We start from the raw sequence: 14,101 nt of genomic DNA on the forward strand, positions 1-14,101 counted from the left end.
CTTCTATGATGTCATTTCCACCTTTGATTTTAGGATATTTAACATGTACATAATCTGTAGATGTATTTCCGTATTTATTATGTTGTCCTCTTTTACTAATCTCTCCTACTACATAATCAGGAAGGCCATTTTCTTGGAAGTAAATACCTGGTGTTAATGATTTACTTTCGATAGAATGTGCAACCATATATTCAGTGAAATTATTCATCATGGCACCAGTAACCTTTACTTCTTCCCCTATTTTCACATTTGGTGAAGTATTAAAATAGACACTGATAGGATCTGTAAACTCTTTTGATTTAACAGATATAACATTTTTATCAATCTCAACTACACGCCCTTCAATTGTTAGTGTAATTGAAGCAACAGAAGCTGCATTTGCTTTTGTTGCTTCTAATCCTGGCAAATTTGTACCTGCAAGTGTTGCGATTCCTAATGCACCAGCTAAAATGATTTTTTTCATACTCATTTCATAACATCTCCATTCATATTTCACTTTTTTATTAGTTAATATTAAATAAGTTGTAACTAATGAAGTTACAACTGTTCTGTCAAGCAGCTATAAGATTGTATACAATCTTATATAAGAAGAAAATAGTTTGTTAAGACATATGTATCCTCTGAATGAATTTTCTATATGTTTATTTGGATATGAATCATTGCATAACGCCATGTAATTGATGCTTCAAAATTAATAAGGTATCTTAATTCTGTTTTTTCTCTTCTTTATTTCAATTTTTAAAGATAGGTACTCCTTTTTCTACTAAGAATTAACAAACAATAAAAGTCTTTATCAATAAATCTAATCACTCCTTTGGGGTAAAATTATGACAAGTAAATTTTCATATTTTATTTTAAGAAATTCATTCAGCTAATTGTATGTTACAACAAAACCATATATAACAATCAACCCTCGTTTATAACACTGAAAAGAAATTTAATATGTATATAATGATTCTGCTAATAAGATCTATACATCAGTTTTAAAGACATCTATAAATTTATCTTCTTCAATTTCTACTTCTATCTTCTTATTTTCTTCCTCACCTTAAATTATAATATTTTCATATTTTAAAATTAAGTGTTATATACAACCGTTGACTGTTATGTATGTGTATCCATTATTATATTACTTGTAACTGGAAGGTTGTTTTCTAACCAGTATACAGCACTTTTATCAGACCGGGCGGTCCGGTCTGAAATAATGATAATAGGATGTGTGTACAATATGAAATTTCAAGTTGTTTTATTTGATGGTTTTGATTTAATGGATGCAATTGCTCCTTTTGATGTCTTTAACGCTGCAGCAGGGCTTTCTCCAGAAGAAGTAACAGTAGAGTTAGTAACTGTTGAAGGGAAAAGATTTGTTAACAGTGGAGTTGATAACGTAAGAGTCGAAGCTTCAGGCATACTCGACCCAAACGCCGAAGGTGTAATTCTAATTCCAGGTAGTTCCGGCGATTCCTATGAGGATGGACCAAATTCAATTGTAAATAGATTAAAAAGGGCTTCTGAGACGGAGTTGAAAACCTTGTTACACCAAGCGGCACAAAATCCAAATATTACTTTAAATACAGTATGCGTAGGTGCTAACCTTCTAGGAATGATTGGACTTCTAAATGGTCGATATGCTAGTACACATTTTATGGGAATGGATGCCTTACCTAAAATGGGCGCTATACCGGTGCATGCTCGTATAGTAGATGATGGAGATATAGTATCAAGCGGTGGTGTAACTTCAGGGATAGATCTTGATATTTACACAATTGAACAAAAACTAGGATCAAAAATTGCACACGCTGTAGAAAAACTGTTTGAATTTGAACGTAGAAGTACAGTTTGGAAAAATAAAGGCCAAAACCCTATCGCGTTTTAATTAAATGATTTTGTATTAGGGGTATCACCACATCTCTACCAAATTAAGAAAAATAAATACCCCAGAACGAAATGTTTACTTTTCTACAATAAACTAACAAACCAAAGTTTATATATGTAATAATAATCGCTGTTGTTAAATAAGCGACTTGAGTACTCCTCATAATTCTTCTTATGAGGAGTACAAAAAAGTTAGTACTTTACTAGCCTTTTTGTGTATACATTGTTCGTGAATAATAAAGGTGTTCAAAAATATTGATTATGTAATAGAATTTCATTATACATCTTTTGGATTATTGTTATTCGATTAGATATACTTATAAATTTTAATAATTAATATCTAATTTATTTATATCAAAAAGAAGTCTATGCTTTAATTATAAATTCGTTTGAATGGAGTGATCCTATGAAAGTATTTGACACACATTTACATATAATCGATCCAAAATTTCCATTGTACGAAAATCAAGGATATATGCCAGATCCATTTACGTCTGAAGATTATTTACACACTGTCAGTAATTTAAATGTAATTGGTGGTGCAATTGTCTCTGGTTCCTTTCAAAAGTTTGATCAAACTTACTTAATAAATGCATTGCAAACATTGGGGAAGAATTTTGTTGGTGTTACGCAGTTACCCTATGATACATCAGACGATGAAATTATTAAATTGAATGAGAAAGGTGTTAAGGCACTTCGCTTTAATGTAAATCGAGGTGTTTCAGAGGATATATCACGTTTAGACATTTTTGCTAGAAGAGTATATGAATTAGTAAATTGGCATACAGAGCTTTATATTAATTCAAATGCCTTACCAGAGATAACTAATATATTAGAAAAATTGCCAAAAGTATCAATTGATCATTTAGGTTTGTCAAAAGAAGGTCTACCTAATTTATTAGCTTTAGTCGAAAAAGGAGTTCGAGTAAAAGCTACTGGATTTGGAAGAATTGACTTTGATGCTGCTAAAGCAATGAAAGCAATTTATTCAATTAACCCTGATGCGTTAATGTTTGGGACTGATCTGCCTTCAACAAGGGCAAAGATACCATTCCGACATTCAGATATAGAGTTAATTAAAAACGAATTTGAAGAAGAAGCCATAAAAAAAATTCTTTATAAAAACGCCTTTGACTGGTATCTAAAATAGAGTTTGACCGCATTGTAATTGAACTAACAAAGCAAAATATCCTCTAAAATGAAAAAATACGCTATTCTTTCTGTAGAATCATAGGAAAGGATGGCGTATTTTTTTCTTTTTATGTATACATTTTTTTAACTTGATAGCGATGTGGTGCTACCCCATATTTAAAATATGTTCCGGGAATCCAAAGATTTATCTTGTTCATTTAATTTTTTAATTATATGTGCTGGAATATCTTCTTTTTTAATAACTGTAACATCATGCATTCTTGTATCGCTTCCTCTTTTAACAGCTTTAATATATGTGCCAATAGGGAATTTGTTATCAGACCCAAAACCTAAGTCAATTTTATTTAAATCTTCATCATATCCAATTAATCCATAAGAATAATGAATTACATCTTTAGGCGCCTTAGAATCCCGTTTAGCTTCTTCTTTTACTACACCATATACATCTGTCTCGCTTGCAAAGGGACTATAACGATCCCATTGTTCACAGCCAGCCAATCCAATACTAAATAGCATAACTAATATTAATATGCAAAATCTTTTTTTCATACTTACTCAACCTCTCTTTATTTTAAAGTCCTATTAAAATATCGTCAGACTGTAGATTTTTATAAGATTAGTTCTTAGTTTACAAATCCCTTACAGACATCAATCCACTTTAAATATTCTGAGTATCTTTCTAGTTCTTCTATTGTTAATTCAATTGCACTGTTCCCACTACCGCAGGCAGGAAAGACAGTTGTAAATCCTTGTAACGATACATCCAAATACACTTCAACATCTTCATTTACAGCAAACGGGCAAACACCACCTATTGCGTGACCAATTAGCTCTTCTACTTTGTTTGCATCAATCATCTTTGCTTTAACACCAAATTGTTCCTTGTATTTACGATTATCAATTTTTGCATCACCTGCAGTTACTATTACTAAAACACGATCTTCTATTTGAAAAGATAGAGTTTTTGCGATTCTTTGAGGCTCACAGTGCAACGCTTTTGCTGCAAGTTCAACGGTTGCACTAGATTCCTTAACCTCAATAATTCTATCTTCCATACCATATTGTTTGAAATAGGAAATGACTTTTTCTAATGACATTTTATAATCCTTCCTTTTCACATAATTTTTATTTTTATTCATGCACATACATGCTTACTTACTCTCATTACTAATATTTAATAACTAAATTTACCGTTGTACTTTCAGCTCTACTATATTTATTCACTTTATGCTATCTTATAAACTTGTTAAAATAGCTCCCAAAATAGTGATGACCCCACCAACAACCGTTATGATTGATATTTGTTCTTGCAATAAAAGAACTCCTAATAATACTGTCCATACAGGTAGTAAGTTAATATAAGGTGCAGCACGTCCTGCTCCAACTATTTTCACTCCTGTATTCCATGCAATATAAGCAATTACTGAAGAAAAAGTACTAACATAAATAATACAAACCCATGCACTTTTAGTTAGGTGAATCATATCCGTCTGTACTGTGCCAATACAACTTATTGCACTAAAAATTGTCCCATAAAATGCTGCCCCAGCAGTCATTGCTAGAGGGTCTATCTTTCTTCCATACTTTTTCCCGAAAACTGTATATAAACCCCAAGCGACACATGATAATAGTATCTCAGCATCTCCAATAATTGAGACTTCTATTGAATTTGAGGATTTTCCTTGAATTAATATTATGACACCGACTATGGAAATAAGTGCACCAATCCATGCCTTTGTTTTAATCTTTTCCTTAAGAATAAAAGGTGTAAAAAGTAGAATCATAATGGGAATCCCTGCTGAAATCATTCCTGCTCTGGATGCGCTAATGGTTTGGAGTCCTAAATAATTTAAAGTTGAAAAGGCATATACACCTAAAAAACCCTGTATACTAAATTCTTTCCAATTTTTAAAGAGATGCAACTTTTGTTTATTAAGCATTAACAGGCAAATAAGAATCATAGTAGAGATTGCCCATCGAATAGTGTTAAGTAATATTGGTGGTAATACTGGTCCTAAAAAACGCCCACAAATATAGTTTCCTGACCATAGGAATGTTGCAAATATTAGTAATAGAACCCCTTTTTTCATACTTGTAACCCTTTCTTATCTCTTTGATAAAGAAAATTTAGACTTTATTAATAGAGTTTTCATGGCAATTAAAATAATATTAAGACTCCTTGTTAAAAGTTATTCTTTAAAAAATCATATACAGAACTACATTTCATGCAACACATGTAAAGTAGTTCTGTGTATGATTAGAAACGGGTTTAATACTATTAATACATTATCATGTAATTTTAGTAAGTGTTTTTCATTTAAAGAAAAACTTTATTTATTATTTACTTATGTGGCTTGAACTTCAAATATAGAATCAATTTCCACTGTGATATACATTGGGTAGCTGATTTAATCCAATTGCCGCTCTAGCGTGTTGAACTTCCATTCCGAATATATCTTTTAACAACTTTGAAACAGTATTAATAACTATATGTTGTTGATCAAAGCCGGCTACACTATTCACAAAGGCTTGTAGTTTAATTACATTTACAATACGGTCTAAATCACCAATATAATCTTTGACTACTACTAGTATATTAATTGAACCATTTTATTTTTTAATCTCATTTTTATTATAATTGTATATCACCAATTGCATATACAATTGCTGTTCCTGCAATTTTTACTCTGTCTCCCTCATGTTTACAATAGAGTGTTCCACCTCGGTCAGACAGTTGTCTCGCTACCATTTCATCTTTACCAAGACGTTGGGCCCAAAATGGGATGAAACTACAATGTCCTGAACCGCAAACTGGATCTTCATTTACATTGAGTTTCGGGAAAAAGACTCTGGAAACAAAATCATATTTATAACTTCTGGCTGTAACGGATACAGCTAATCCATCAGGTAACTCCTTCATTTTCGCAAAATCAGGTGTCAAATTCTGAACATCCTCTTCATTTTCTAATACAAATATCAAATCTCTACTTAAGTAGCTTTCAACAGGTTTTATGCCAATTGCTTCAACCATCGCATCTGTTAATGTAATTTTTTCAGGCATTGTGCTGGGGAAATCCATCTCATACATGTCATTCTTTTTAGTTACAATAAGTTCTCCACTTTTTGTTAGAAACTTAAACTCTTCCACTTCTTTTTCATAATAGTTAGCAATTACGTATGCTGCCGCTAAAGTTGCATGGCCGCAAAGTTCAATTTCTCCTCCAGGAGTAAACCATCTTAGTTTATAGCCCTCCCCTTCTTTCACTGCATAAGCTGTTTCAGAAAGATTATTTTCTATCGCAATTTTTTGCATCAGCTCATCTGAAATCCACTCTTCCATAATACAAATTGCTGCTGGATTTCCTTCAAATACGTTTTCTGCAAATGCGTCTACAACATAATATTTCATTGTACACACCTCCATATTTTTATGAAAACTTACTTTACCGTCCTATTCATTAGTTAGTATTTCAGTCATTAACTGTATTTTATATGGACCATGTGTATAACACACAAGATGCTGATATAACACTGCAATTCCACTGGGTATTCATATTATATTAAAATAAAACGATAAACACTCCCATTTAAAACACCTAAACGAAATTATATATGTATTAATTGAACTTTAACTTCATATTTAATTAGTACTTGCTATTTTGACAAAGTATCCACTTTTGTGTCTCTGTTTAAAAAAGTACCCATTTTCTTGTCTTGATATGAGGACAAGAAAATGGGTACTAAATGAACTGTATCCGTTAATAATTCAGCATTTTATACTATAAAATTAGTTGCTACTTTCATGTCTTTTTACATATGTTGTATTGTACGAGGGCGAAAAAGTCCGAATTTTCACTTTTTTAAATTAATAATAAAGTTATTGAATTTTGTTATGAAATATAAAAAAGCCTTGCACATTTTATTGTACCAAGGCTCTTTAAAATTGTTTAATCCTTATTGAATTAAAGCAGCTTTTAGTTGAAGAACTACAAAATGAACTGACAAGCAACAGACATGGAAACCTGGTTAAAAAATTTATTGATTGTATTTACTCGCTTAATTCGCAAACCGGATTGCTCCTAATTAGCCAGTCTTTTATTAGTTCTTGTACTATTTTACGTTTTTCTATTTGAAGCATATGACCAGCACCATCTAAAATGGAAAACGTAGCATTCGGAAATTTTTCTAGAAGAAAAAAGTGATCTTTATAACCACAGATTGAATCTTGTTTCCCCAGAATAATGAGTACAGGTTGTGTAAGTGTACCTACACCATTAAGCGGTTCTTCAGAAAGAAAATATCCTTTCTCTCTCCAATTTGACATTAAAAAATTTTTATTAGCTAATAATCGTCCAGGTTGAATTTCGTTTAAAAAACAGTGAAGATTCTCTTTATTTTGATAATTCATCAATGTTTCAAAAGCCATTCTTATATCAGAATCCAATTCTGTTAATAAATCTTTATCTTTTCTAACCACTATTTTTTTAGGAAGATTCCTATCCTTCAAATGAAGTGAAGTAGCCAGCAAACAAATACTCTTTACATTTTTATGTCTATGGTGCAAAACACCTTGTGCCAAATATCCTCCAAATGAAAAACCAATAAGAGAAAATGCTTGGTTAGGAATTATCATATCGATAAAATTCAAAATGTTTAAAAGCATATCATCTGAAGAGTTGAAATTTTCGTCAATTAAACTTTGACCGTGAGCAGGTAAATCTATATAAATCCTCTGAAAACCCTGAATCTTATCAAATATTGGCTCTATCCAGGCTTTCATAGATTTATGGTCTGTCCCCATTGAATGCATTATTAATATTGGAAAGCCATTCCCTACTATTTCATAATAAATACTCCCCTTTGCAACTAAGCAATTCATCCGAATTTTTCTCCCAATTCATATTAATTTTTTAAAACCTTTTTTATGTCAATCTATTATGATATAGTTCTGTACTAAGTTGAAAATACCTTTTGAATGCTTGAAAGAAAGATTTTTTAATAACTTTATTATTTTTTAATGACTATGTTGTGAATTAAACAACTTTATTATCATTCTACTAATTTGACTTATTTGTTAAAGTAAGAAACTATAAACTAATATTTATTATTTCACTTTGGAAATTTTTGTGAAATAGATTAAAATTAGAGATGTATTAAGATGAAAATGATATTTTTTGTTTAACTCATTTATGTTCTACACAAGAAATTCAAAAATAAAAAACATTTACATTCTAACACTTTTTTTAAACTCCAACATAAAAAACTATGAGCATTTACAACATAGTTTTTCTTATTGAAACCGTGAGAGTAAAATTCCATCCAAAAATAATTTCCGAATATTCCAATGTTAATAAATAAGTAGTTTAGACTTTTATTTCTTTCTACATCTGTGCAAGGGAAATAAACAGAGAACTTTTCTGTACAGTTGCATAGAATGCTTCTTTCTAAAATAAAAAATAGAGTCTTAGGATACCGTTCCTAAGACTCTATTTTTTATTTTAAACAGGACAGCATAATTTTCTCTAACTCTTCTCTACTTAAATTATCCGCAAGAATTGTCACTTGATAAGCACTATGCTTTCCTTTTGCAGGAACAATCATCTTCATCACTTTAAATTTATCCTTTGTATTTTCAGATAAATTTATTTTTGTACCAACTAATTCATAATTAGTTATCTTTGTACTATTCTCCACTACCTCGTGCAACGAATTTTCTCCTTGATCTCTAACGGCAGATTGATGCACAACATATACGGAATCTTCATTGTGGTATTCATAAACAATAGTGGGATCCATTCTTTTTATAGTCATCGGTGTTTGAACATCTTCTCCAGTGAATTTATACCCTTTTACTACATACGTTGGTGTCTTTATTGGAAAATCAAGATATTCCTGTGCTTGCTTTTTAGTCAATTTAAAAGACGAATAAATTTTCTGTCTAAATGGTCCAATTTCTTCATCGTTTTTCTCATATTTTTTCTGCTCTTCTGGGTCTAAATTTTCAGGACTTCCTGCTAATTTTACTTTTTTATACAAAATCTGTGATTCTGTTTCTAAATTAATAAATCGCTCAAATTCTTCCTTCGTAAACAGATTTCGCGCTACTCCAAGTTCTGTAAGTAAAGTATTATACTCTTCTTCTGAAACAATAAATTCTGCTTCTGCCTGTTTTTTTGTACCAATCATTTTTTCTACAATTTGTTGTATAGGAATATCGGTTTGCGTTTTTGATTCTTTCATATTATTTTTCACTTCTATTTGTTGTTTCTCAGGATTAGTGGGCATATCAGCCCGGGCATTTAATAAGGATACAGATGATACAGCAATAACTGCTACAGCTCCTAGTGCAGACCAACGATACGATTTTTTTTGGAATTTTTTAATCATTAAAATTCTCCTTTTTAACATTCTTTTGTTTTTACTGAAATTAGCCATACTCGGTACTTTATAGTAACTTGAGTAATGTTCCAAAAGACTAATAATAGTATGTCCATACGCAATTTGTTCCTCTGAATCTATATATGTAAGGGCTAATGCATCGCATGCTAGTTCTTGATCTTCTCGCATACATGAGTAGGCATACCATAGAATGGGATTAAACCAATTTAAAATTAGTAAGCCATGCATAAGCCAATTTACACCAACATCTCTTCGCTTGATGTGAGCTAATTCATGATGAAAAATATATCGTAACTGTTGTTCATCTAATATTTTCATATGTACAGTTGATAATAACAACTTTGGCTTAATAAACCCCAACACTGTCGGACTGGAAACCTTTCCAGATACAAGCAATGGGATATTCCTTTGAACAGACATAGATTGCTTACACTTTTCAAAAATTTGAACAACCTTCTCATCTGTAATAACAGGCTGTTTTTTTATGTAAAGTAATAAACGCCTGTTCATTACAAAAGTAGCAACACTTAGAAGGATAACGCCAGTAAGCCAAATGTATATAAAGATTGTATAAAATAAAATCGTCTCATCATCTTCATTACTGTGTGTTTGTGTCTTGTTTACCTGACCAGTTTTTGTTGAACTTGTGGTATAAGTATCTTCTTTTGTGAGTAACTTTTTATTGTCTATATCTTTTAATTCTTGCATACGTTCTTTTGTAAGAAAGCTAGCTACAGGGTTTTGGCTAGAAATGAATGCATCATCACTCTTGTAAGTAAGAACAGAATAGATACTATAGGAACTATCTGGCGACCAAGGTAATACAAGTCTTATAATTAATATGATCCATAGCATATATTGCCAGCGTGGAGTTAACTTATTTCTAACCAAGACCTTGATACACAAGATTAGGCCCACTAATATACTAGCCATAATCGAGGTCTCAATCACCCAATCAAAAAATGCAGGTAGATAAATATCAACAAATTTTTCCACAACTATAATCTATCCTTCCTCTGATTTTCCTCAGTTTTCTCATCTAGAATACGTTTAAGTTCGTTAATATCTTCTGAAGACAGCTTTTCTTCTTTTAAAAAATTTACAAGTAAAGGTTTAAATGCTGCACCATAGAAACGTTTAAGTAAAGATTTTGTTTCTACTTGTAAATAACTATCTTGCGAAACCAAAGGATAATAAGAGTACAAACGCCCTTTATCTTGGTGATAAGCAACTGCTTCTTTGTGAACTAATCGATTAATCAACGTTCGAATCGTTTTGGGTTTCCAATCCATTTTCACCTCCAACACTTCAATTACTTCATTTGCCGTTTGTGGAGATTTTGACCACAATTCTTTCATTACTTCTAATTCAGCTTCCGAAATTTTAGGTAATTCTTTCATTAGTTTAAATTACACCCTCCTTGGATTACACTTGTAATCTGTAACTGAATATTACACTTGTAATCTTTCGTTGTCAATCTTATTTTTAAATTTATAGAATCCTTTCCTATGTCCATCAACATAAAAAATTTAATTAGTAGTGGATATTTTTATAAAATATCCACTTTGTTATCTTTTTTTAAAATGGGATATTAAAAATAAATGATGTTTCGTTTGAGACGTCCTATTCTCGATCATATAATTTAATACGTCTAGTTTATACTGCGCAGAATACGTTGTATAACCTTTTTCAAATGCTTGGATTTCATAATATTTAAATTGTTTTATCTACATACGAACCACTTCATGATTCACTCCCCATAATTTAACGATATCTTTTATATTTTCACGTCCATTTTATTAACGTATGACTACATTCAATTTGTCTTTTGAAGTAAATTTAGTCAAAAAAAATGCACTCCCAATTGTTAGACTGTATCTAACAATTGGGAGTGCATTTCAAAAATTATAACTTTTCATTATAACATTTAAATTATTTTTAGTTACTTAATGTGGATTCATACTTTTTCTAATTTATTATTAAAGAAATAAGACCGTAAATTTTTTTGTAAACAGTTTAAATAACTTTAAAACGGTACAACTTTTTAATAAACAGTACGACTTTATATCTAAATTAATGCTATATTTAAAGGATCCTGCATTAATAGTGGTATGTATTTCTTTTACTGGCACATCTTCTTTCGCATCTCTTTTCTGTTACCTATTTGATTTTTTCATGCTCACTTTTTATGACTTTTCAGCTATGTCGGCTGAATGATTAGATTCATTTGTGGCACACGAAAAACGCGTTTTAATAACAATCAGAAAATCATAGAAATTTGGGTGTCAAAGTTATTATATTGAAGTCTATTTATAAGATAGCTTAACGCCCTAAACATTCCAAATTTGTTATATATAGTGGCGTTTTATATAATCTTAATCTCATTATATAATCCTAATATGTTTTTCAAACGGAATAAATTATAAACTATAACTAATTCTAATTATGGTATAATATTGCTAGTAACTGAAGGCGTGTGGTGGGAGGTTGCAACCTTTCTTTCTCTTAATTTAGAGGGAAAGGAGGTGTAACCGATATGGAATTTTTACAACAATTATTACAGGACGCTACGAAACTATTCGTAACAGTGTTCATAACAACTTTTGCAACTGCTTGTGCTAACAAGTTAGTAGCAAAACGTAATAATAAAAGTAAAAGAACCACCCAGACGTCTGCCAAACGTAAGAAAGGTGGTTCGAAGAAAAAATAATTAAACTTTGCAATCTACCACCTAACGGCAGCAGTTACAAGTTAGACGGGATGTTACCAGCATCTCGTCTTTTATTATTATGCACATAGTTAGTAAGTTAAAACCTTTAATAAAAGGTTTATCTCTACACTCTCATTATACATTTTATCTCATTGGAAAACAATATCATCTTGTTTGGTATTTTTTATAATGAACTATAGATTGATACCGCTTAAGACTTTCTTATTTTGGTGAGCTTTTTTCAATCACTTCTTTCTTTTTATACATGTCTTTTAATACCGCTTCATTTATTTTCAAATTCGATTTATCAACTAACTTCTTCTATATATAGGATTGTCCTTTTTATCTTTGCATTCCTTTTATGATAATTTGAGATGCATTGAGTTGGTGACTTGCACTACCTCAACAAAATTATTTAATTGAAGCTAATCCGAATACATCAAATGTAAATTTTTAATAATTTCGTTCTACAAATAGGAATTTCAATCGTTTCTGTAGTCACAAGGTAACAAGTGCACAATGTCACCAGTATGGCTTGGAGGATCTCTAGTCCTTCTATCTCTAAGTTTGGCTATCTTGTCGCTCAATAGACATATGAATAGAATTTTATGGTAAAATAGTAAATGTTTTTAAACAAAGGGATGGAGGGGTTTTAAGTGAAACTTAGAAAGATTTTTATGATTTGTTTTTTGTTTATATTCACATTAACTATTGTGACTGGTTGTAGTTCTTCACAAAGTTCTACAACTGTAAAAAACGGAAAGGCATCTTCGTCTTCAAAAAATGTGGAAGTTGAAGTTGAAAATGCTGAGTACGTATTACCATTAAGTGGGACCATGGGAGGAATAAATAAAGATACAGTATTGAAATTCAAAGTGAGTTTGAAAAATAAAGGGGATGAAATGTTAGAGATATCACCTTATCTCTTTACACTATATCAAGGTGATGAAAAAATGAAGAAATATGATAAGGCTGATTCAGATAAATTACGTTTAATAGAATTAGAACCTGGTAAAAAAACATCGGGGATTCTCTACTATGAAGTGAATAAGGCCTCATCATATGAGCTCGTTTATTCCAATGAAGAAACAAAAAAAAGAGACGATGAAACAGAAAAAGTTTCTTTCAAAATTGATACGCAAGAAATAGAAAAGAATACAAAAGACTTAAACAAGCCAGCTGAAGCTCTAAAATCCTATATAAATGCTATTTATTATGATAAGGATATAAACAAAATTAATAAATTATCCGGTGAAGATGGAAAACAATTTACTCAAAATATACAACAAGAATTTAAAAAAGATGCACTGTCCAGTACGCATAATGGAATTAGTGACCAGGAATTTGAAAACTATTATAAAAAGTTGAAATCTGTATTGCAGGAAAAAGTTACATTTAAAGTAAAATCAGTAGGTTCTTCTCCTGAGGAAGATAAAGTTGAAGTGGAATTAAAAGTAAAACCATTATTATTAAGCGAATTGCAACCAAAATTACATAAGGAAAATGAAAGATTGCTAAAAGAAAATCCAGGAATTGAACAGCCTAAATTATTTAGCCAATCGTTTGGTTACTTTATATCTATTTTGCCAGAAGCAAAAGTTTCAGATAAAGAAAAAGTAATAAAGGTTGAGATGGAGCGATATGGAAAAGAACAATGGCGTTTTTCAAAAGATAAAGTAAACGATTCAGAGGACGTAATGGAAATAATGGGAGAATTTTTAAAACAATAAAAAGATATAAGCGAAAACGAAGTTTGCAACAACCAAACTTCGTTTTTTCGATTTATAATGACTTACAACAACTTTTACCTCCAAAACGATAAAAACACAAACTTTCCATTTAGAGAATATTTTAAAATCTTAGCTTGATGGGCATGTGAGCCTGCCAACAAAACGCGAATTTCGTACGCTAAGGAATTATTAGGTGTCTTTTTTGATATGGGCCATCTTATAGTAATGCGATATC

At 30.9% G+C, this 14,101-nt stretch carries 12 protein-coding genes and 1 pseudogene; 4 read left to right on the top strand and 9 right to left on the bottom strand.

Annotated features, from left to right (window positions below):
* On the bottom strand, positions 1-469 hold a 469-nt coding region (locus GBN78_RS24165), incomplete at its 3' end, for a hypothetical protein (protein ID WP_152127767.1).
* Positions 470-1,228: 759 nt separating this feature from the next.
* Here GBN78_RS24165 and GBN78_RS24170 point away from each other — a divergent pair.
* Both GBN78_RS24170 and GBN78_RS24175 read left to right on the top strand, forming a co-directional pair.
* Entirely contained in the window at positions 1,229-1,876 is a 648-nt protein-coding gene (locus GBN78_RS24170; protein WP_152127768.1) for a DJ-1/PfpI family protein, read from the top strand.
* Positions 1,877-2,281: 405 nt separating this feature from the next.
* Complete coding sequence (locus GBN78_RS24175) at positions 2,282-3,025, top strand: amidohydrolase family protein (RefSeq protein ID WP_152127769.1); 744 nt, start codon at positions 2,282-2,284, stop codon at positions 3,023-3,025.
* Between the two features lie 158 nt (positions 3,026-3,183).
* On the opposite strand, the gene GBN78_RS24180 is transcribed toward GBN78_RS24175, so the two are convergent.
* The 8 genes and pseudogenes from GBN78_RS24180 to GBN78_RS31250 all read right to left on the bottom strand — a co-directional run.
* Complete coding sequence (locus tag GBN78_RS24180; protein ID WP_152127770.1) at positions 3,184-3,576, bottom strand: YxeA family protein; 393 nt, start codon at positions 3,574-3,576, stop codon at positions 3,184-3,186.
* Positions 3,577-3,650: 74 nt separating this feature from the next.
* On the bottom strand, positions 3,651-4,124 hold the full coding sequence (locus GBN78_RS24185) for a YbaK/EbsC family protein (RefSeq protein WP_152127771.1): 474 nt from the start codon (positions 4,122-4,124) through the stop codon (positions 3,651-3,653).
* A gap of 138 nt (positions 4,125-4,262) precedes the next feature.
* A complete protein-coding gene (locus GBN78_RS24190) occupies positions 4,263-5,117 on the bottom strand; it encodes a DMT family transporter (RefSeq protein WP_152127772.1) in 855 nt (284 codons plus the stop codon).
* A gap of 542 nt (positions 5,118-5,659) precedes the next feature.
* Positions 5,660-6,436 (bottom strand): PhzF family phenazine biosynthesis protein, encoded by a 777-nt coding sequence (locus GBN78_RS24200; protein WP_152127773.1) that lies wholly within the window; start codon positions 6,434-6,436, stop codon positions 5,660-5,662.
* Positions 6,437-7,075: 639 nt separating this feature from the next.
* Positions 7,076-7,906, bottom strand: coding sequence for an alpha/beta fold hydrolase (locus GBN78_RS24205; protein WP_152127774.1), 831 nt, complete (start codon positions 7,904-7,906; stop codon positions 7,076-7,078).
* 614 nt (positions 7,907-8,520) lie between these two features.
* Positions 8,521-10,428, bottom strand: a complete 1,908-nt coding sequence (locus tag GBN78_RS24210) for a M56 family metallopeptidase (RefSeq protein ID WP_152127775.1) — start codon at positions 10,426-10,428, stop codon at positions 8,521-8,523.
* On the bottom strand, positions 10,425-10,826 hold the full coding sequence (locus tag GBN78_RS24215; RefSeq protein ID WP_000661419.1) for a BlaI/MecI/CopY family transcriptional regulator: 402 nt from the start codon (positions 10,824-10,826) through the stop codon (positions 10,425-10,427). The genes GBN78_RS24210 and GBN78_RS24215 overlap by 4 nt, the downstream gene beginning before the upstream one ends.
* A 184-nt stretch (positions 10,827-11,010) precedes the next feature.
* Positions 11,011-11,153, bottom strand: a pseudogene (locus GBN78_RS31250) (IS3 family transposase); the annotation flags it as partial.
* A gap of 809 nt (positions 11,154-11,962) precedes the next feature.
* Between GBN78_RS31250 and GBN78_RS30395 the strand changes: the two are divergent.
* Both GBN78_RS30395 and GBN78_RS24220 read left to right on the top strand, forming a co-directional pair.
* On the top strand, positions 11,963-12,136 hold the full coding sequence (locus tag GBN78_RS30395) for a hypothetical protein (RefSeq protein ID WP_000395068.1): 174 nt from the start codon (positions 11,963-11,965) through the stop codon (positions 12,134-12,136).
* Between the two features lie 656 nt (positions 12,137-12,792).
* A complete protein-coding gene (locus GBN78_RS24220; RefSeq protein ID WP_070184168.1) occupies positions 12,793-13,866 on the top strand; it encodes a DUF5105 domain-containing protein in 1,074 nt (357 codons plus the stop codon).
* The last annotated feature ends 235 nt before the right edge of the window (positions 13,867-14,101 follow it).

Origin of the sequence: Bacillus sp. B2-WWTP-C-10-Post-4 (assembly GCF_009183805.1) — a bacterium.
In the GTDB taxonomy this organism is placed as follows: domain Bacteria; phylum Bacillota; class Bacilli; order Bacillales; family Bacillaceae_G; genus Bacillus_A; species Bacillus_A cereus.